This is a genomic window from Hydrogenophaga electricum (assembly GCF_030160815.1).
Taxonomy (GTDB): Bacteria; Pseudomonadota; Gammaproteobacteria; order Burkholderiales; family Burkholderiaceae_C; genus Hydrogenophaga; species Hydrogenophaga electricum.
In genome coordinates, this window is sequence record NZ_BSPB01000009.1 from 23,645 (window position 1) to 42,953 (window position 19,309).

15 protein-coding genes, 1 pseudogene and 1 riboswitch are annotated in these 19,309 nt (G+C 68.1%); of the genes and pseudogenes, 6 read left to right on the forward strand and 10 right to left on the reverse strand.

Annotation, left to right across the window (positions count from 1 at the left end):
* The first annotated feature begins 6 nt into the window (after positions 1–6).
* Complete coding sequence (locus tag QQK43_RS07885) at positions 7–1,116, forward strand: 2Fe-2S iron-sulfur cluster-binding protein (protein ID WP_284307324.1); 1,110 nt, start codon at positions 7–9, stop codon at positions 1,114–1,116.
* 24 nt (positions 1,117–1,140) lie between these two features.
* On the opposite strand, the gene QQK43_RS07890 is transcribed toward QQK43_RS07885, so the two are convergent.
* Together QQK43_RS07890 and QQK43_RS07895 are read right to left on the reverse strand one after the other, a co-directional pair.
* The gene (locus QQK43_RS07890; protein WP_284307325.1) at positions 1,141–2,049 is read right to left on the reverse strand and encodes an aKG-HExxH-type peptide beta-hydroxylase; all 909 of its coding nucleotides are present in this window, start codon (positions 2,047–2,049) and stop codon (positions 1,141–1,143) included.
* Positions 2,050–2,148: 99 nt separating this feature from the next.
* The gene (locus QQK43_RS07895; RefSeq protein ID WP_234266372.1) at positions 2,149–2,376 is read right to left on the reverse strand and encodes a hypothetical protein; all 228 of its coding nucleotides are present in this window, start codon (positions 2,374–2,376) and stop codon (positions 2,149–2,151) included.
* A gap of 59 nt (positions 2,377–2,435) precedes the next feature.
* Here QQK43_RS07895 and QQK43_RS07900 point away from each other — a divergent pair, with 59 nt between their 5' ends.
* Entirely contained in the window at positions 2,436–3,407 is a 972-nt protein-coding gene (locus QQK43_RS07900) for an ATP-grasp domain-containing protein (protein WP_234266373.1), read from the forward strand.
* Positions 3,408–3,445: 38 nt separating this feature from the next.
* Here QQK43_RS07900 and QQK43_RS07905 read toward each other — a convergent pair whose 3' ends face one another.
* The 5 genes and pseudogenes from QQK43_RS07905 to ahcY all read right to left on the reverse strand — a co-directional run bounded on the left by QQK43_RS07905 (position 3,446) and on the right by ahcY (position 7,757).
* The gene (locus QQK43_RS07905) at positions 3,446–4,045 is read right to left on the reverse strand and encodes an OmpW/AlkL family protein (protein WP_234266445.1); all 600 of its coding nucleotides are present in this window, start codon (positions 4,043–4,045) and stop codon (positions 3,446–3,448) included.
* A 169-nt stretch (positions 4,046–4,214) separates the two neighbouring features.
* Positions 4,215–4,487: pseudogene (locus tag QQK43_RS07910) on the reverse strand (septal ring lytic transglycosylase RlpA family protein); the annotation flags it as partial.
* Positions 4,488–4,609: 122 nt separating this feature from the next.
* Entirely contained in the window at positions 4,610–5,437 is an 828-nt protein-coding gene (metF, locus tag QQK43_RS07915; protein ID WP_234266374.1) for a methylenetetrahydrofolate reductase [NAD(P)H], read from the reverse strand.
* A complete protein-coding gene (locus QQK43_RS07920; protein ID WP_234266375.1) occupies positions 5,422–6,186 on the reverse strand; it encodes a TlyA family RNA methyltransferase in 765 nt (254 codons plus the stop codon). Before QQK43_RS07920 ends, metF begins: the two co-directional genes overlap by 16 nt.
* A gap of 122 nt (positions 6,187–6,308) precedes the next feature.
* The gene (gene ahcY, locus QQK43_RS07925) at positions 6,309–7,757 is read right to left on the reverse strand and encodes an adenosylhomocysteinase (RefSeq protein ID WP_284307326.1); all 1,449 of its coding nucleotides are present in this window, start codon (positions 7,755–7,757) and stop codon (positions 6,309–6,311) included.
* A 72-nt stretch (positions 7,758–7,829) separates the two neighbouring features.
* A riboswitch (S-adenosyl-L-homocysteine riboswitch) is annotated at positions 7,830–7,924 on the reverse strand.
* A gap of 55 nt (positions 7,925–7,979) precedes the next feature.
* Between ahcY and QQK43_RS07930 the strand changes: the two genes are divergently transcribed.
* Both QQK43_RS07930 and QQK43_RS07935 read left to right on the forward strand, forming a co-directional pair.
* On the forward strand, positions 7,980–8,792 hold the full coding sequence (locus QQK43_RS07930; RefSeq protein WP_284307328.1) for an HAD-IIB family hydrolase: 813 nt from the start codon (positions 7,980–7,982) through the stop codon (positions 8,790–8,792).
* Positions 8,789–10,018: an MFS transporter gene (locus tag QQK43_RS07935; protein ID WP_284307329.1), complete on the forward strand. Its 1,230-nt coding sequence runs from the start codon at positions 8,789–8,791 to the stop codon at positions 10,016–10,018. Before QQK43_RS07930 ends, QQK43_RS07935 begins: the two co-directional genes overlap by 4 nt.
* A gap of 18 nt (positions 10,019–10,036) precedes the next feature.
* Here QQK43_RS07935 and QQK43_RS07940 read toward each other — a convergent pair whose 3' ends face one another.
* Positions 10,037–11,119, reverse strand: a complete 1,083-nt coding sequence (locus QQK43_RS07940; RefSeq protein WP_284307330.1) for a YeeE/YedE family protein — start codon at positions 11,117–11,119, stop codon at positions 10,037–10,039.
* 206 nt (positions 11,120–11,325) lie between these two features.
* Here QQK43_RS07940 and QQK43_RS07945 point away from each other — a divergent pair, with 206 nt between their 5' ends.
* Positions 11,326–11,709: a hypothetical protein gene (locus tag QQK43_RS07945; protein ID WP_284307331.1), complete on the forward strand. Its 384-nt coding sequence runs from the start codon at positions 11,326–11,328 to the stop codon at positions 11,707–11,709.
* Between the two features lie 12 nt (positions 11,710–11,721).
* Here the strand turns inward: QQK43_RS07945 and QQK43_RS07950 are convergent, their stop codons facing one another.
* Positions 11,722–12,048 carry a hypothetical protein gene (locus QQK43_RS07950; protein WP_284307332.1) on the reverse strand — a complete coding sequence of 109 codons (327 nt, stop codon included), beginning with the start codon at positions 12,046–12,048 and terminating at the stop codon, positions 11,722–11,724.
* Positions 12,049–12,168: 120 nt separating this feature from the next.
* Here QQK43_RS07950 and QQK43_RS07955 point away from each other — a divergent pair, with 120 nt between their 5' ends.
* On the forward strand, positions 12,169–13,071 hold the full coding sequence (locus QQK43_RS07955; protein ID WP_234266382.1) for an SMP-30/gluconolactonase/LRE family protein: 903 nt from the start codon (positions 12,169–12,171) through the stop codon (positions 13,069–13,071).
* 30 nt (positions 13,072–13,101) lie between these two features.
* Here the strand turns inward: QQK43_RS07955 and QQK43_RS07960 are convergent, their stop codons facing one another.
* The gene (locus tag QQK43_RS07960) at positions 13,102–19,278 is read right to left on the reverse strand and encodes an excinuclease ABC subunit UvrA (protein WP_284307333.1); all 6,177 of its coding nucleotides are present in this window, start codon (positions 19,276–19,278) and stop codon (positions 13,102–13,104) included.
* Positions 19,279–19,309: the final 31 nt, after the last annotated feature.

Here is a 19,309-nt window from a genome sequence, read left to right on the forward strand (position 1 = left end):
GACGCCATGAGCACCGCCGCCCCCCGCTTTCACGAGCTCACCGTCTCACGCGTCGACCCCGAAGCGGCGGGTGCGGTGGCAATCTCGCTTGCCATCCCCGAGACCCTGCGCGAAACCTTCGCCTTCGAACCCGGCCAGTTCCTCACACTGCGCGCAGACATCGGTGGCCAGGACGTGCGCCGCAGCTACTCGATCAGCAGCCCGCGCAGCCGGCTCGCAAAACATGGCGAACTCACGCTGGGGATCCGGCCGGTCGAAGGGGGCGTGTTCTCCCACTGGGCGGCCACCCAGCTCCGGGCGGGTGACACGCTGCGCGTGATGCCCCCCGATGGGCGCTTCACGGTGCGCAAGCCGCGTGCAATCCACCGCGTGGGTTTCGCGGCCGGCTCGGGCATCACGCCCATCCTGTCCATCATGGCCAGCACGCTGGAAGACGCCCCGGACGCCAAATTCACCCTGGTCTACGGCAACCGGCGCATGGCCAGCGTCATGTTCAACGAGGACCTGCAGGACCTGAAGGACCGCTACCCTGGTCGCCTCACGCTCATCCACGTGCTTTCACGCCAGGCCAACGAAGTGCCGCTGCTCGAAGGCCGCATCGACGGCGACAAGGTGCGCGCCCTCATGGGCGCGCTGCTGCCAGTGGGCAGCATGGACGAGGTCTTCGTATGCGGGCCCGAAGCCATGATCGACGCCACGGAAAAGGCCTTGCTCGATGCCGGCGTGCGACCCGACCGCATCCACACCGAACGCTTCACCTCGCCCACACCGGATGTGCAACCAGCCGGTCAGCGCCAGGCTCCCACGCCGAGCCAGCCTGCGGAACGGAAACTCGGGGAAGTCGCCTTGACGGTGATGCTCGACGGCAAACCCCATGCACTCCGGATGCGCAAGGACGAGCACGTGCTCGACGCCGCGCTCAACGCCGGGCTCGATCTGCCCTGGTCGTGCAAAGGCGGCGTGTGCTGCACCTGCCGAGCCAAGGTGATGGACGGACAGGTCACCATGGACAAGAACTTCACACTGGAGCCTTGGGAAACCGAGAAGGGTTTCGTGCTGTCCTGCCAGGCTCGGCCGACCACCAGCACGCTGGTGGTCAGCTACGACGAGCGCTGAAGCCCTGGCGGCACAGTTGCCGCATCAGCCCACCCATCCGCGCGCATCCTCCATGACCTCCCGGCCCAACGGGGTCAACTGGGCGTGTTCACACACTGTGGCGAATCCCGCCTGGAACCGCCGCCGATCGTCTGCCGCAGCCAGCAATGCGGCCTTGTGCTCGGCATCGTTCAGACACCCGCTGCCGGCCAAACCCTCCATGGCCCAGGCCATGCGAGCGGAAACATAGGTCGCATGAACAATGCCATCCATCGGGCGCGGATCTTCCCGCAACGGTGAGGGATAGAGTTCGTCGTCGGCGTTTTCGATCAGCGCCTGCTCACGACACATACCGAACAGCACACTGTGACCGGACTCGTGCGCCAACACCTCGGCCACGGCGAGACGGTCGCGGTGATGCCGGGGGTTGAGCAGCAACAGGCCCCAGAACTGGTAATGCGACGCCCCGTCAAACTCGTAACGGGCCCCCGGCGGCGCCTGCGCCAGCAACACATCCGAGACGATGGCCGTCAGTTCCCCATGCAATGCCGGCAAGCCCTCGGCCAGCAGCTCGCGCCCCGCCCGGAGCAGAACCTCAAACGCCTGTACGTCCGCCTCGCCCAAGGGATGGAAGGCATCGGCCTCTTCGCCCAGACGTGCGTCCAGGATGGCATCCAGCGTACGCGCCTCCAGGCTGCCCCGGCCACGAACACACCATGCGCCGCCCGGATCGGGGCGAGCCGGGCAGGCCGCCAGCCGGTGCGCCACCGCCAAGGCGGGCTCGGGCTCGTCCAGCAACAGGTGCTCGGCCAACTGGAAATAGAGCCCGAAGGCCTCGGGCCCCAAAGACTGCCCCGCAGACAGGCGCTCCATGGTGGGATACAGCGCCTCCTGAAGTCCAGCAGGCCCGGCCTCAGCGAGATGGAGGAGACTGCCCAGCAGATCCGCCTGCATTCCCCGATTCAGCTGTTGGCCACGCGCAGCCGAGGGCACAAACCCCATGTCACACCTCGGCGTGCGGCACGCCCCCAGCCAACGTCGCCGGAACGCCCATCAAGCGCACATGCCGCGCTTGTCGCCCCTTTTCAGGCCCAGCAGCGGGGACGTCTTGCGACCGACCTTGAAACCCTGCTTCACCCCGCGCTTGATCCCCACCCGCAGCTGCCGTTGCTGCGCATCGTCAATGGATACCGAGACATCGGCCACACCATCCGACGGGGCCAGCCGAGCCGCGTCGAGACGGAAACCCAGCAACTTGCGGACATCCAACTTGATGTTCATCGAATACGCTCCAGTCAAAGTGTCTACACAAATGGACACACTGCCTCATAATTACATCGATGCAGGCCTCCGTCAACCGCGTCCGTCGACTGATTTACGTCACCACCCGGGACCATGCCTACACGTTTCAGGCTTGGCCGGCATTGCTGGCACCGACGGGCATCGAGGTGCAGCGGTTCTGCTATGAACAGTGGCTGCCTGCAGCCCGCACCCCCGTGGGCACCTACGTCCTGACCGACTTTGATCGTCTGTCCGTCAGCGAACTCCAGGTGGCGGGGGAATTGTTTCAGACCCTGGTGGCTGCGGGCATGACCGTGCTCAACGATCCCCGCCAGTTTCGCCCCAGAGCCTTCCTGCTCAAACAGCTCCAGCACTCAGGCATCAACACGTTTGGCTGCCACCTGCCCGCAGCCGGGGAGTGGCCGGATCGCTTTCCGGTGTTTCTCCGCACACTGGCCGGGCACCGGGGCGTGCTGTCCGAATTGCTGCACGATGGGACTGCCTGCCAGCAGGCGCTCGAAGCAGCGCTGGCGCAAGGCTTCACACTCAGTGACCTGGCCTTCATCACTTTTGCCGCCACCCCCAGCGCGACGGGGGCTTTTCAGAAACACGCGGCTTACCGCATCGGTGACCGCATCGTCCGCGCGGTCACCGTCAACCAGCGGCACTGGATGGCCAAAGTGGGGGAACTGGGTGTGGCCTCCGAAGCCCAGTACCGGGAAGAGCTGACTGAAATGGATCACTACCCGCACGCGGCGTTCGTACACCGCGTGTTCGACGCGGCCGGGTCAACCTTTGGCCGGCTGGATTTCGGTCTCACGGACGCGGGTCCGCAGGCCTATGAAATCAACACCAACCCCCATATGGGCAGTGGTGCACCCGACGAATTGATGCACCCGAATGCCGACCGGAGCGCCACCATGCAACGCATTCGCCGCGACCTGATCGAAGCGTTCGGGGCACAGGTGCCACCGCACCCCCGAGGCTGGATCCGTCTGCGCGATCAACGCAGGCCGGTGCCCCGGGTGTGAGGGCCCCGCGAAAGGCCCTCAACCCTTGACGGTGCTGCTCAGAACTTCCAGCCCAGGCCCACGCCCACCAGCACCGGATCGACCTTGAACTTGCCGATTTCGGCGCCACCGGCGGAGACCTTGGTGCCGATGTTGACCTTCTTCACGTCAAAGTTCAGGTACAGGGTCTGGGACAGCGGCACGTCCACCCCCACCTGCAACGCCAGGCCGGTGCTGTTGCGCTTGATGTCGACGCCTGCCGGCAGCTTGACCGAGCTGAAGCGCGTGTAGTTCAAGCCGGCACCCACATACGGCTTGAAGCTGCCGGCGTCGAAGTGGTACTGCACCGTCAGCGTCGGCGGCAGGTGTTTGAGGCTGCCGATGTCCAGCGCGCCATTGCCCGCCGACAGGGTGTGCTTCTGCGGCACGGTCAGGATCAGTTCGGCCGCCAGGTTCGGGCTCAGGAAGTAGGTGAAATCGACTTCCGGCAGCCACTTGTTGTTGACCGAAAGCGCCAGACCGGTGCTGTCCTTGTTGGCACTGTCGAGGTGCACGGCACGCGCACGCACCAGCAGGTCTCCGGACTTGAAGTCCTGCGCCATGGCGGCGCCGGCCGACAGCATCGCCAGGGCAGCGACGGCAACGATGTGCTTCTTCATCATGATGTCTTCTTCATCCTCGTCACGGGAACATTCCCGGCGGCCATTACAGAAGACCCGATGGGGCGCAACTTTGCGTCAGATCAAACCCGACCGGCGCCCCGATTCGGGGCATCGGTTTTTCTTTGCACGCTTTTGACGCACGTCAATGCTGGCGGGGAACCCGCTTTCACTCAGGCAGCAGCTGCACCCGAAACACGCCCCGGTGCCGCACCCCCAGCGCTTCGGCAGCGGCGTGGCTGAGATCGATGGCGCGGTTGCCCGTGTTCGGCCCCCGGTCGTTGATGCGCACGACCACTTCGCGCCCGGTATCGACACTGCGCACGCGCAACCAGGTGCCAAATGGCAACGTCGGGTGCGCGGCCGTGAGTTCGTCGCGGTCGAAGCGTTCTCCGCTGGCCGTGCGCCGCCCATGAAACCGGTCGCCATACCAGGAGGCCAGGACGATGGGCACCCGCCCTGGGTGCCAGTTGGTGTCGCCCAGGGCGTCCCGCTGTGTGCTGCAGCCGGCCAGCGCCGCCACGCCCAGCACCAGGAACATGCGGCGTTGCCAGCCCGGGGACGTCATGCCCGCAGTCGGCGCACGAGCTCGAGGGTCGCCGCGCTCTGGTTCATGGTGTAGAAGTGCAGGGCCGGAGCGCCCAGCGCCACCAGGCGTTCGACCAGGCTGCTGACCACGTCGAGCCCGAAGGCCTTGATGGACGCCGTGTCGTCGCCATAGGCCTGCAGCCGCAGGCGGATCCAGCGAGGAATCTCCGCACCACACGCGTCGGAAAAGCGCATCAATTGCGTGGAGCTGGTGATGGGCATGATCCCCGGCACCACCGGTACATCGGCCCCCAGCGCCCGCGCCTCGTCGACGAAACGGGCATAGGCGTCGGCACTGTAGAAATACTGGGTGATCGCGGAATCCGCGCCCGCCCTCACCTTGGCCGCATAGGCCTTGAGGTCGGCCTCGGGCGAGCGGGCCTGCGGGTGCACCTCGGGGTAGGCGGCCACTTCGATGTGGAAGTCGCGCCCGGTTTCGGCACGGATGAAAGCCACCAGATCGCTGGCGTACTGAAATTCACCACCGATGCCATAGCCGCTGGGCAGATCGCCCCGCAGCGCCACCAGCCGCCGCACGCCCATGGTCTTGAGCTGCGCGAGCTGATCGCGCACGCTGGTCTTGGTGGCGCCAATGCAGGAAAAATGCGATGCCGCGTCCACACCTTCGGTCAGGATGGCCTTCACGGTGTCGAAGGTCCCTTGCTGCGTGGAGCCGCCGGCGCCATAGGTCACCGAACAGAACTCGGGCTGGAGCGCGTACAGCTGCTGGCGCACGGCGCGCAGCTTGTCGGCGCCCTCGGGCGTCTTGGGCGGAAAGAATTCAAAACTCAGGGGCAGGCCCATACGAAAAACTCCCGGTTGCCATCACCACCGGTGATGGCGCTGTCGAAATAGTCGCGGCAGCGCAGACCGTGATCGGCACAGGCCTGGGCCATGCGCTGCTGCACTAGGGCGTAGCTGGCGGGGTTTTTCACCAGCCCCCCTTTGCCGATGTGTTCAGGCTGCAACTCGAACTGCGGCTTGACCAGCATCAGCAACCCCGGCCCGCCAGCCTTGAGCAGCGGCACCAAGGCCGGCCAGACCAGCGTCTGCGAGATGAAAGACAGATCGCCGACGATCAGATCGAACGGCGCGGCGGCCGCAGCGCCGCCAGCAGCCACCAGCTGTGGTGCGGTCAAGTCGCGCGCATTGCACTTTTCGATGCAGATCACGCGCGGATCGTTCCGCAGCGAAGGATGCAACTGGCCCTGGCCCACGTCCACCCCGACCACGTGCGCCGCACCGCGCTGCAGCAGGCCGTCGGTGAAGCCACCGCTGCTCTGCCCCACGTCGAGGCAGCGCAGGCCCGCCACGTCGATGCCGCAGTGGGTGAGTGCCGCATCGAGTTTGAGTCCGCCGCGCGAGACGAAGCGCGATTCCGCCGTGTCCAGCAGCTCCAGATCCACCGTTTCGCGCAGCTCCTCGCCGTTCTTGGTCACCGTTTTCCAGTCGCCGCCGGGCAGGCGCCAGCGCACGCCCGCCGCGATCAGCCGCTGCGCTTGCGAGCGCGATGCGGCCAGGCCACGGTCAACCAGCAACTGGTCAGCACGCATGATGGGATGAAGAGATCTGATGCCAGGGCGCAGTGGAACCGGCTTGACCGGGCCACCAGCGCCACCCCCAGGAGGGTGACACCGAAGGCCGCGCGAGGGGCGTCCTCATGCTGCGCGGGGGATCAATACCGGTACGTGTCGGGCTTGTACGGCCCTTGCACCGGCACGCCGATGTAGGCGGCCTGTTCCTTGGTCAGGGTGGTCAGCTGGGCGCCCAGCTTGGACAGTTGAAGGCGCGCGACCTTTTCATCCAGGTGCTTGGGCAGCACGTAGACCTGGCCGACCTTGTAGTCCTTGGGCTTGGTGAACAGCTCGATCTGGGCAATGGTCTGGTTCGCGAAGCTGGACGACATCACGTAGCTGGGGTGGCCGGTGCCGCAGCCCAGATTCACCAGCCGGCCCTTGGCCAGCAGGATGATGCGCTTGGCCGGCTTCTTGCCGACCTTGGGGAAGATCACGTGGTCCACCTGCGGCTTGATCTCTTCCCACTGGCAGTTCTTCTCCAGCGAGGCAACGTCGATCTCGTTGTCGAAGTGGCCGATGTTGCAGACGATGGCCTGGTCCTTCATGGCCACCATGTGCTCGTAGCGGATCACGTCCTTGTTGCCGGTGGTCGTGACGAAGATGTCGGCCTTGTCGGCGGCGTACTCCATGGTCACGACGCGGTAGCCTTCCATGGCGGCCTGCAGTGCGTTGATGGGGTCGATCTCGGTCACCCACACCTGGGCGCTGAGCGCACGCAGCGCCTGGGCCGAACCCTTGCCCACGTCGCCATAACCGCAGACCACGGCCACCTTGCCGGCAATCATCACGTCGGTCGCGCGCTTGATGCCGTCCACCAGCGACTCGCGGCAGCCGTACAGGTTGTCGAACTTGCTCTTGGTGACCGAGTCGTTGACGTTGATGGCGCGCAGCATCAGCGTGCCCTTGGCCGACATCTCGTTCAGGCGGTGCACGCCGGTGGTGGTCTCTTCGGTCACGCCGATGATGTTCTTCAGGCGGCGGCTGTACCAGGTCGGGTCCTGCTTGAGCTTGGCCTTGATGGCCGCGTGCAAGATTTTCTCTTCCTCGCTCTTGGCCTTGCCCAGCGCCTTGATGTCCTTCTCGGCCGCGGCGCCCAGGTGCATCAGCAGCGTGGCGTCGCCGCCATCGTCCAGGATCATGTTCGGGCCTTCGGTCTTCGAGCCCTTGGGGCCGAATTCGAAGATGCGGTGGGTGTAGTCCCAGTAATCGACCAGGGTCTCACCCTTGACGGCGAACACCGGCGTGCCGTTGGCCGCAATGGCGGCGGCGGCGTGGTCCTGCGTGCTGAAGATGTTGCACGAGGCCCAGCGCACTTCGGCGCCCAGCGCCTGCAGGGTTTCGATCAGCACCGCAGTCTGGATCGTCATGTGCAGCGAGCCGGTGATGCGCGCGCCCTTGAGCGGCTGCTTCTTGGCGAACTCGTCGCGGATGGCCATCAGGCCGGGCATTTCGGTCTCGGCGACCTGGATTTCCTTGCGGCCCCAGTCGGCCAGGCCGATGTCGGCAATGACGGAATCGGCGTGGGGGGCAGGCGTGCGTGCGTTCATGTGGAAGGCTCCAAAAGCGACGTTGGGCAGAAAGCCACCGACGATGGGGAACCGGACTCACCTCACTCGTGCAGTGGATGAGCGTCGTTGCGAAGAAGGGATCCGAGCCTCACGCCCCGCGGCCGGTGAACTCCACCGGTGGGGACGCTGCAACGCTCCTCGGAATGGTGGAATTCTAGCGCAGGCAGGCTTTTCAGGCATCTGCGAAACTGGCGGCCCCTTATGAACCCGACGCCGCTTTCCGACTGGCCCCTGGCCGCCCGGGCCCGCATCCAGGGCGTGCTCACCGACATCGACGACACCCTCACCACCGGGGGTGCCCTCACGCCCGACGCGGGCGCCGCGCTGCAGCGTCTGCGCCATGCCGGCCTGCCGGTGTTCGCCATCACCGGTCGCCCGGCCGGCTGGAGCGCCCCCTTCGCGCTGGCCTGGCCGGTCGATGGCATCGTGGCGGAAAACGGCGCCGTGGCCTTCTGGCGCGGCAGCGATGGGGCCCTGTGCCGCGCCTATCAGCAGGACGCGCCCACGCGGCAGCGCCACGCCCGGCGGTTGCAGGCGGTGGCCCACGCCATCCTGGCCGAGCTGCCGCATGCGCGGCTGGCGCAGGACAGTGCGGGCCGCGAAACCGACATCGCCATCGACCACAGCGAATTCGCCCACCTGATACCGGCCGACACCGCCCTCGTGCAACGCCGGATGCAGGAAGCCGGCCTGAAAGCGACCGTCAGTTCCATCCATATCAACGGCTGGATCGGCGACCACGACAAACTCAGCGGGGCACGCTGGATCGTGCGCGAGCGGCTCGGGCGCGACCTGGACGCCGAGCGCGAGTGCTGGGCCTTCATCGGCGACTCGACCAACGACGCGCCCCTGTTCGCCCACTTCAGCCAGAGCATCGGCGTGGGCAATGTCGCGCGCTTTCTGCCGGCACTCACCCACCCGCCCCGTTACCGGACCGCCGGCGAACGCGGTGCCGGTTTTGCCGAAATGGTCGATGCCCTGCTGGCCGCGCGCGGCGCCCGGAGTCCGGCATGAGCGAGCACCCGCTGCCCCCGGCCCACTCGGGCATCGCCGGCACCGGAACGTCCGCCCCGCAGGCCGGCCGGGGCCTGGTGGCCATTTTCGGCTCCACCTTCTTCGAGCTGATCGGCTACTTCATGCTCATGCCCCTGCTGCTGCTGCGGCTCAAGGGCGACGGGCTGTCGACCTCGATGGCCGGGCTGTTCGCGGCCACGGGCTGGGTCGGCATCTTCGCCATCACGCCGTTCGCCTCGGCCATCACCCAACGCCTGGGCCGGCGCCCCACGCTGTGGCTGGCCGCTGCCGTGCCCGTGGTGGCGATCGCCGGCTTCCTGGCCACCGATGCGCTCGCGGCGTGGTTCGTCTTCGAGTTCATCTCGGGGGCCGCCTCCGGTCTGCGCTGGGTGCTGGCCGAAGCGGTGGTGGCCGAATTCGCACCCCCCCGGCAGCGCGGGCGCATGGTCGGCATTTTCGAAACCATGATCGGCACCACTTTCGTCATCGGGCCGGCGCTGCTGGCCGCGGTCGGCCCCCAGAGCCCGCTGGCCTTGTGGCTGGTGCTGACCTCGGTCAGCGTGGGCCTGGTCTGGAGCCTGCTGATTCCGCGCCTGCCGGCCGCCGCCGACCAGCACTCGGCACGCGTCGGTCTGCACGGGGTGTGGCAGGCCCTGCGTGCGCACCCGCTGATCATGACCATCGGCTTCGTGGGTGGTTTTTTCGAAAGCGGCCTGACCTCTCTGCTGCCGCTCTACGGCCTGGCGCTCGGGCTGGGCGCCGCCGCAGCCGCGCTGCTGGTGTCGGCCAGCGGGCTGGGCAGCGCCCTGATGATGCTGCCCGCCGGGCTGCTGGCCGACCGCCTCAGCCACCACCCGCGCTGGCCGACACCGGGCCGGGCACGCCTGGCGCTGATGCACGGCTGCGCCCTGGTCACCCTGCTGGCCACCCTGTTCATCCCCTTCGTCGCCGGCACACCCTGGCTGGCCGCGGTCATCGCCTTCGTCTGGGGCGGCGCAGGCGGCAGCCTCTACACCCTGGCCATGATCGACATCGGCTCGCGCGAAGAGGGCATCACGCTGGTCAACAGCACCGCCGTGCTGGTGCTGGCCTACACCCTGGGCGGGGTGCTCGCTCCGGCGCTGGGTGCGGCACTGCTGGACCTGTCGCCCGTGTTCGGATTTCCGGCCCTGCTGATCGCCGTGGCGCTGCCCGGCTGGTGGTTGCTGCGGCGCGCCCGCACCTGAGGCACGGCGCAGGGACAGTCAAGGGGCGGCGGAAGCACCAGTGGGTGCCGCGGCGGGTGCACGGTCGAGCAGGCGGTCGGCCAGGCCGCCACCGACCCACATGCCGCCCAGCGTCAGCCAGGCCGTCGTGGCGAAAATCGCGCCCCCGGTCATGCCGGCGCCCACCGCGCAGCCCCCCGCCAGCATGGAGCCGAAGCCCATGAAGATCGCCCCGATGATGTAGCGCGGCATGGTGTAGGCCCCGCCGAAACCTTCGAGCTTCCAGTCGCGGCCGACCAGCGCGCCCACCAGCGATCCCAGGAACACGCCGGGCATGAGCCCGAGGCCGAATGTCCAGGGTTTGCCCGGCTCGGCCAGCACGCGCATCAGCCATTCGGCCGAAGGCCCGCTGAAGGTCAGCCCCTGGATCTGCACCGGCTCGAAAGAATGCGCCATCACCTGGTAGGTGGCCAGCCAGGCCAGCGCCACCATCAGGCCCGTGCCCAGCCCGCCGACCCACTTCCAGGCGCTCCAGCCGCTGTAGTGGGCAAAGAAGCCGGCGGTCACGAGCCAGACGGCACCGAAGACCAGCCCGTCCAGCGGCCCGGCGCCGGCCAGCGCCAGGAGGCTGCGCGACGCCCCGCCCTCCACCACCCACCAGCCGGCGATGGTTTCCCGCAACGGCGCCAGCACGCCCCCCAGAGACGCCTGCGCGACGACGGCAAAGATCAGCCCCGACAACAGCGCCCGCAGGTTGCCGTTGGCCGACAACACCAGCAGCCGGCTGGCGCAGCCGCGGGTCATGACCATGCCGAAACCGAAGATCAGCCCACCGATCAGCGCCCCCGACAGGCTGCCGCGGGCCGACAACTGGCGCGCTGTCCCCACGTCGAGCCAGCCTGCCACGATGAAGCCCTGCACCGCCACCACCGCCGCCGAAAACGCCAGCAGCCAGACGGCCAGCTTTTCACCGAAGCGGCCGTGCCAGAACTCGATCACGGCGGCGCGCAGGCAAAAGCGCGAACGCTGGGCAAAGAAGCCAAAGCCCAGCCCCACCACCAGCCCGCACAAGGCCAGCACGGCAGGCTCCCCCCAACGCTCGATCCACGCGGTGGCATCCATTTTTTCACCATTAATTCAAATATCGGCAATTACGGATGTTATGACTTTCCACCCCCCGGGATCTCAGGTGCTTCCCGGATGAGCGCCCGATTCCGCCCACGCTTGCGCCAGATCAAGGGTCGGGAATCGCCACCGTGGCCCCGCTGCCGCAGGCACAGGCGCTAAGCTGACCGGCGGGCGCACCGCTTGCCGCCCGGAAAAGGAGCGTGTTTTTGGCAATTCCCTGGCTCACTGCCCTGAAAGTGATTCCCTGGGGGGACGTGATCGAACACGCCCCCAAAGTGCTGGCCGCCGCGCGGCAACTGGTGGACCGGCAGAACAAGCGCCCGGCGCCCAGCGCGGCCGACGCCGCCACACCGATACCGGTCGCCCCCGAACCGGACGTGCTGCAACGCGAGGTGGCCGCCTTGCAGCAGGACGTGCAGCGCCTGCAGCAGACACAGGACCAGCTCACCCGCACCGTGGCCGACCTGGCGGAGCAGAACACCCGGCTGGTCGGCGCGGTGGATGTGCTGCGCCGCCGCACCCGCCTGCTGCTCGCCGTGGCGGCGGTGCTGGCGCTGGGCCTGGTCTGGCTGGGCTGGCGCTGAGCCGCGACCGGATCAGTCGGGCGCCGTGTCGGTGGTCAGCGTGGCGTCGCAGCCGCGGCCCGCTGCGATCCAGCGGCGTGCCAGCGCCTGCAGTGCGGGCGCGGCCCAGCCCCAGCGCGGCCCCAGCAGCCCTCGCGCGTCGCTGACCGCTCCACAGCGGTAGAGCGACTGCGCGTCGCTCCAGCGCAAGGCTGCGCAGGCGCCGGCACGGCGGCGCGAGATCACCTGCCCCAGCGGGCACGGCTCGGCCAGGCAGCACACGCCGCACCCGTTGCAGGCAGCCCCCTCCGGCGGCTTGGCCGGCGCAGCGGGGTGAATGTGGATGACCTGGTGCAACACGGCCAGAGGGTAGCGCAATCATTGCCTGCCGGTCCGCGTCGCCAAGGCGATGCGGGCGGCTTGCCTTCGAGGGGCTTCATGCCTATGGTGCGTTTTCCACCCCACAAAGGAGACATCACCATGAGCCTCGCCCCCCGCTTTTCCGAGCTCGTCTCGGGCTACACCTTTTTTGAAAGCCCGCGCTGGCACGACGGCCACCTGTGGCTGTCGGACTTCTACACCCACCAGGTGCTGCGCGTCGACCTGCAGGGGCGGGTGGAAAAAATCGCCGACGTGCCCCAACAGCCGTCCGGCATGGGCTGGCTGCCCGACGGGCGCCTGCTGGTGATCTCGATGCGCGACCGCCGGATTCTGCGGCGCGAGGCAGACGGCCGGCTCGTCACGCACGCCGACCTGTCCGGCATCGCGAGCGGCCACGTCAATGACATGGTGGTGGACGCGCAAGGCCGCGCCTACGTGGGCAACTTCGGCTTCGACCTGATGGGTGGCGGTACACCCCAGACCGCCAGGCTGGCCCGGGTCGACCCCGACGGTTCGGTGCATGTGGCGGCCGACGGTCTGTACTTTCCCAACGGCAGCATGATCACGCCGGACGGCCGCACCCTGATCGTCGGCGAAACCATGGGCAACCGCATCTCGGCCTTCGACATCCAGCCCGACGGCCAGTTGGGCCCGCGCCGCGATTGGGCCTCGTGGGGGCCACTGCCCCCGCTGACCGACACGCCGACCGTGCTGGGCGCGCTCAAGGCGGCGCCCGACGGCGCCACGCTGGACGCCGAGGGCGCGGTGTGGTTCGCAGATGCGGTGGGCAACCGCGTGGTGCGCATGGCCCCGGGCGGCGAGATCCTCGAAAGCCTCTCCACCGGGGCGCAGGGCGCCTTCGCCTGCACGCTGGGCGGCCCCGACGGCCGCACCCTGTTCATCTGCGTGGCACCGGACTTCCACGAGCACGCACGCCAGGCCGCCCGCGAGGCGGCGATCTGGACCACCACGGTGAGCGTGCCGGGCGCAGGCCGGCCCTGACGCCCGGGCGGGGACCGACGAGGCCCCGCCTCAGCGCGCCAGCACGGGGGCGAGCACCTTGCCGGTGTGCGTGCCCCGTTGCACCACGCCTTCGGGCGTGGTGGCCGCCACGATACGGCCGCCGCCCGAGCCACCTTCCGGCCCGAGGTCGATGATCCAGTCGGCCTCGGCCATCACGTCCAGGTCGTGCTCGATCACCACCACGCTGTGGCCGCCATCGACCAGCCGGTGCAATACGCGGATGAGTTTTTCCACGTCGGCCATGTGCAGGCCCACCGTGGGTTCGTCGAGCACATACAAGGTGTGCGGCGCCTTCTGGCCACGGCGGCCGATGTCGTCGCGCACCTTGCTGAGTTCGGTCACCAGCTTGATGCGCTGCGCCTCGCCGCCGCTCAAGGTGGGCGAGGGCTGACCCAGCGTGAGGTAGCCCAGGCCCACGTCCTTGAGCAGTTGCAGCGGGTGGCTGATGGCGGGCATGCTGGCGAAGAACTCGACCGCCTCGTCCACCGCCATCTGCAGCACGTCGCCGATGTTCTTGCCCTTCCAGGTGACGGCCAGGGTCTCGGGGTTGAAGCGCGCGCCGTGGCAGACCTCGCACGGCACCTTCACGTCGGGCAGGAAGCTCATCTCGATGGTGCGCATGCCCTGCCCTTCGCAGGCCGGGCAGCGGCCTTCGCCGGTGTTGAAACTGAAGCGCCCCGGACCGTAGCCGCGCGCCTTGGCCTCCAGCGTGTCGGCGAACAGCTTGCGCACCGTGTCCCAGAAGCCGATGTAGGTGGCTGGGCAGCTGCGCGGGGTTTTGCCGATGGGCGTCTGGTCGACTTCGAGCACGCGGTCGACGGTTTCGCTGCCCAGCAGCTTGCTGCAGCCGGCCCAGACCGGTCGTGCGCCCTCGTTGTCCCACGCCTGGCGGCCGGCAAAGGTGCTGCGCTGGCTCACCGCTGCGGCCACATTGGTCAGCAGCACGTCGCGCGCCAGCGTGGACTTGCCCGAGCCGGAAACGCCAGTCACCACCACCAGGCGCTTCAGGGGCACGGCCGCATCGAGCTTCTGCAGGTTGTGCAGGGCGGCGCCGCGCACTTCCAGCCAATTCACCCCCGCATCAGGTGCAGGCTCACCCACGATCAAGGGAGCAGGGGCTGCGCCGGGCAACGATTTGGCGGGAGCGTATGAGGCGCCCGGCGCAACCCCTGATCCCGCAGCGGGCGCAAGCACCGGACGCCGCGCCTGCAGGGGATGCTTCATCGCATACAGCAGGTAGCGTCCGGTCAACGAATCGGCGCTGGCCGACAGGTCGGCCACCGTGCCCTGCGCCACCACCCGGCCACCGCGTTTGCCCGCGCTGGGCCCGATGTCGATGATGTGGTCGGCACGGCGGATCGTGTCTTCGTCGTGCTCCACCACCACCAGCGTATTGCCCATGTCGCCCAGCTTGTGCAGGGCGTCCAGCAGGATCTGGTTGTCGCGCGGGTGCAGGCCGATGGTCGGTTCGTCGAGCACGTAACACACGCCCTGCAGGTTGCTGCCGAGCTGGGCCGCCAGGCGGATGCGCTGCGCCTCACCACCGGACAGCGTGGGCGCGCCGCGATCCAGCGTGAGGTAGGCCAAGCCGACCTCTTCCAGGAACGCCAGGCGGCTTTCGATCTCGGGCAGCAGGTCGCGCGCGATGTCGGCTTCCCTGGAGGCCAGACCGCCAGTGGCCATCATGGCTTGCACCCAGGCGCGCACCTCACTGACCGACAGGCGCGCGATGTCGGTGATCGACACGCCGCCGAAACGCACCGCCCGCGCCTGGGCATTCAGGCGCGTGCCTTCGCAGCTCGGGCAGGCCTCGTCGGTCAGGTCTTCCACCTCGGGCTCGGCGAAGCTCTGCTCGCGGCCCTTCTGGTCATCGTCGCGCACCGAATCGTCCAGCGCCTTGCGCTGTTCGCGCGAGAGCTTGACGCCCGTGCCCACACAGTCGGGGCACCAGCCGTGCTTGCTGTTGTAGGAGAACAGGCGCGGGTCCAGCTCGGGGTAACTGGTGCCGCAGACCGGGCAGGCGCGGGTGGTGGAGAACACCTCCAGCGTCCCCAGGTTCGCGGTCGACCGGCCTTCGGCCAGCGCGGGCGCCAGCCCGTCCAGGTCGGTCAGCAGGTGCAGCGTGCCCTTGCCCAGTTCCAGCGCCTTGGCCAGTTGCGTGCGCAGCCAGGCTTCGTTGGCCGGGTCGACCACACCGTCGGCCACCGGCAGTTCGATGGTGTGTTCCTTGAAGCGGTCGATGCGCGGAAACCCGGTGGTGGGCAGGAACTCGCCGTCTACCCGCAGGTGGGTGTAGCCGCGCGGGCGCGCCCAGTCGGCCAGCTCGGTGTAGACGCCCTTGCGGTTGACCACCAGCGGCGCCAGCAGACCAATGTGGCGGCCGCGGTAACGCGTGAGGATGGCCGCGGCGATGCTTTCCGGGCTCTGCGGCATCACCGCTGCGCCATCGTGCACGCAGTGCTGCGTGCCCAGCTTCACATAGAGCAGGCGCAGGAAATGCCAGACCTCGGTGGTCGTGCCCACGGTGGACTTGCGACCACCGCGCGAGAGCCGCTGCTCGATCGCCACCGTGGGCGGGATGCCGTAAACCGCGTCCACCTCGGGCCGGCCGGCGGGCTGCACGATGCTGCGCGCGTAGGCGTTGAGCGATTCGAGGTAGCGGCGCTGGCCTTCGTTGAACAGGATGTCGAAAGCCAGCGTGCTCTTGCCCGAACCGCTGACGCCGGAGATGACGTTGAACTTGCCGCGCGGGATGTCCACGCTCAGGTTCTTGAGGTTGTGTTCCTTGGCGTTGACGATGCGCACCGCGTCGCCACCCACCTGCGCGCGCCGTTTCTTCACCGCGTATGGCGCCACCCGGTCGCTGACCGTGTGCACCTTGTCCATCGCGTTGGCGTAGTCGCGCAGGGCCTTGGCGGTGTGGCTGCTGCGGTGTTCACGCACCTCTTCGGGCGGGCCTTCGGCCACCACCAGACCACCGCCGACACCGCCTTCGGGACCGAGGTCGATCAGCCAGTCGGCACTGCGGATCACGTCCAGGTTGTGCTCGATCACGATCAGCGAATGCCCCGCTTCGAGCAGCTTGCGCAGCGAACGCATGAGCTTGGCGATGTCGTCGAAGTGCAGGCCGGTGGTCGGTTCGTCGAACAGGAACAGCGTGCCCTTCTTCGCCAGCGCCTGGCGGCTGGCGGCACTGTTCCGCGCCGCTTCGGCCAGGAAGCCGGCCAGTTTGAGGCGCTGTGCCTCGCCGCCCGAGAGCGTGGGCACGGGCTGGCCCAGCTTCACGTACTCCAGCCCCACGTCGACGATGGGTTGCAGCACGCGGATGACTTCGCGGTCGGCCTTGAAGAGGTCGGCCGCCTCGCTGACTGTCAGGCCCAGCACATCGGCCACACTGAGCAGGCGGTCGCCGCGCTCGATGCGCACCTCCAGCACCTCGGGTCGGTAGCGCTTCCCGTCGCAGTCCGGGCAGCGCAGGTACACGTCGCTGAGGAACTGCATCTCGACGTGCTCGAAGCCCGAACCGCCGCAGGTCGGGCAGCGCCCGTCGCCGCTGTTGAAGCTGAACTTGGCCGGCGTGTAGCCGCGCTGGCGCGACAGCGGCGCGTCGGCGAACAGCGCGCGGATCGCGTCCCAGGCGCCGACATAGCTGACCGGGTTGGAGCGCGCGGTCTTGCCGATGGGCGACTGGTCGACGTACACCACTTCGCTCAAGAAGTCGGCACCGAGCAGGCGGTCGTGCGCACCGGGCGATTCGGTCGCCTTGCCGAAGTGGCGCAGCAGCGCGGGCGCCAGCACGTCCTGGATCAGCGTGGACTTGCCCGAGCCCGACACGCCGGTGACCACGGTCAGGCGCTGCAGCGGGAACTCGACATAGAGGTTCTGCAGGTTGTGTTCGCGCGCGCCTTCGAGGATCAGGCGCGGCGTGCTGTCGGTGACCATGCGCTTGAAGCCCATGCCCACGGTCTTGCGCGCGCCCAGGTAGGCGCCGGTCAGAGTGTCGGCGCTGCGAATGGCTTCGGGTGTGCCGTCGAACACGATCTGCCCGCCGCGCTCGCCGGGGCCGGGCCCCATGTCGATCAGGCGGTCGGCGGCCAGCATCACGGCCGGGTCGTGCTCCACCACCACCAGGGTGTTGCCGGCGTCGCGCAGGCGCAGCATGGCGTCGTTGATGCGCGCCATGTCGCGCGGGTGCAGGCCGATGCTGGGTTCGTCGAGCACGAACAGCGTGTTGACCAGCGAGGTGCCGAGCGCGGTGGTGAGGTTGATGCGCTGCACTTCGCCGCCAGAAAGCGTGCGGCTCTGGCGGTCCAGCGTGAGGTAGCCGATGCCGACTTCGCACAGGTAGCGCAGGCGGGTGTTGATCTCTTCGAACAGCAGCTTCAGGGCTTGTTGTTCGCCACTGCCTTTGGCGCTCGCTGCATCGTCGCGAGGGGTAGGGGCTGCGTCGTCAGTCGCACGCTCGGATTCCTCCTTCGCCCCTACCCCTCGCGACGATGCGGGTGTGGGCGTGCGAGATAGATCGACCGCGCTGGCTTCTTCCGTTGGCGTGCCCTGGTTCGGCGATGCGGGTGGGTGGGCGGAGTGTCCGGGGAAGGCATCGGAGCCTGCGACTGACGCCACCGGGCGCTCCGCCCGCCCACCGGCAGCGCCTGCGAGAGAAGTGGACAGATCGGCGAAGAACCGCCGCAGATCCGACAAAGGCATCAGCATCAGGTCGTGCAGGCACAGACCGGGCAGCGCTTCGAGCTGCGCGCGCGACCACTTCACGCCGGTGGGCAAGTAGCGCTTTTCAGCCGGCAGCACCGCGTCGGCCTGCGCCTTCGTGCCGATGCGCCACAGAAGGCTGTCGGTCTTGAGGCGCGCGCCCCCGCAGGAAGGGCATTCGGTGTAGCTGCGGTACTTCGACAGCAGCACCCGGATGTGCATCTTGTAGGCCTTGCTCTCCAGGTACTCGAAGAAGCGCGCGATGCCGTACCAGTGCTGGTTCCACTTGCCGTTCCAGTTCGGCGACCCGGCCTTCACCCAATGCTGCTGCTCGGGCGTCAGCTTGTTCCAGGGCGTGTCGCGCGGAATGCCCGCCGCCTCGGCGTGTTTCATCAGATCGTCCTGGCACTCCTTCCAGGCCGGGGTCTGGAACACCTTGACCGCACCGTTGCGCAGCGTGAGCTTTTCGTCCGGGATCACCAGGCCGTAATCGACGCCAATGACGCGGCCGAAGCCCCGGCAGGTTTCGCAGGCGCCCACGGCGGAATTGAAGGAAAAGGCCGAAGGCGTGGGCTCGGTGTAGCGGATGTCGCTTTCCGGGCAGTGCAGGCCGGTCGAGAATTTCCAGATGTCGGGCGGCCCGGCGTCGGGTCGTCCCTCTTCCTTCAGCACATAGACCATCAGCTTGCCGGCCCCGCGCTTGAGGCCGGCCTCGATGGCTTCCATCACCCGCGCCGGTTCGGCGTTGCCCAGGCGGAAGCGGTCGGCCACCACGTCCAGCAACTTCACCGCCTCGATCACCGGCTTGGCCTTCTTGCCCTTGGCGGGCGCCTCTTCCTGGGCTTCGCGCTGCACGGTGCGCTCGGCCTGCACCCGGGTGTAGCCGCTGGCCGAGAGCCACTGCGCCACCTCTTCCGGCGTGGTGCTGGCAGGCAGCTCGACCGGGAAAGTCACCACGAGGCGCGGATCGCCCTGCTCCGCCGAGCGGCGCTGCAGCTCCGCAAAGATCGTCTCCGGCGAATCGTGCCGCACCGGCAGCGCGGTCTCGCGATCGAACAGGCTCGCGCCGCGCGCGAACAGCAGCTTGAGGTGGTCGTTCAGCTCGGTCATGGTGCCGACCGTGGAACGCGAAGACCGCACCGGGTTGGTCTGGTCGATGGCGATGGCCGGCGGCACGCCCTCCACCTTGTCCACCGCCGGCTTGTCCATGCGGTCCAGGAACTGGCGCGCGTAGGCGCTGAAGGTTTCGACGTAGCGGCGCTGGCCTTCGGCGAACAGGGTATCGAACACCAGGCTGGACTTGCCCGACCCGCTCGGGCCCGTGACCACCGTCAGCTCGCCCGTGTAGATGTCGAGGTCCAGGTTCTTGAGGTTGTGCTGGCGCGCGCCGCGGATGCGGATCAGGCCCTGGTGGTCATCCGCCCCGGTGGCTTCGGGTGGGGTGATGGCGGAGAAATCGGGGGTAATGTCGTCGGACATGCAGGGGCTCCGTGTCGGGAGGCAAACATTC